At 59.0% G+C, this 524-nt stretch carries 1 protein-coding gene; it reads left to right on the top strand.

Annotated features, from left to right (window positions below):
- Positions 1 to 524 (top strand): alpha/beta fold hydrolase (locus AB1462_RS31665; RefSeq protein WP_367249018.1); only part of this gene is annotated, 524 nt, incomplete at both ends.

A 524-nucleotide genomic window follows, 5' to 3' on the forward strand; every position in this document is an offset into this window, starting at 1 on the left:
GCTTACGCATGTGAGCTGGCATCGTGTCGCGCCCACACTGGCGAAAAGTTTCACCGTCGTCGTGCCCGATCTGCGCGGCTATGGCGACAGTTCGAAGCCGGATGGAGGCGAGGATCATTCCGGCTATTCCTTTCGGTCTATGGGCGAGGACAACGCCTTCATTATGAGCCATTTCGGCTTCGACCGGTTTCAGGTCGCGGGTCATGACCGCGGGGCGCGGGTGGCTTTCCGCATGGCGCTGGATTTTCCAGACCGCGTAGAGCGTCTCGTCGCGCTTGATATCGTGCCGACACATCACGCGCTGACCAATGTGACTTTGGGCTGGGGAATCGAGGCCTATCACTGGTTTTTCATGGCGCAGAAAGCGCCGTTCCCGGAGCGGCTGATCACAGCCGATCTCGGCTATTACATCGACTACAAGCTGAACAAGAAAGGCGTCGGCCTTTCCATCTTCAGTCCCGGCGCCATGGCCGAATACAAGCGCTGCACCACACCGGAGCAAATCCACGCGGTCTGCGAAGATT

The sequence above is a fragment of the Pseudomonas sp. SB113 genome (assembly GCF_040754745.1).
GTDB lineage: Bacteria > Pseudomonadota > Gammaproteobacteria > Pseudomonadales > Pseudomonadaceae > Aquipseudomonas > Aquipseudomonas grimontii.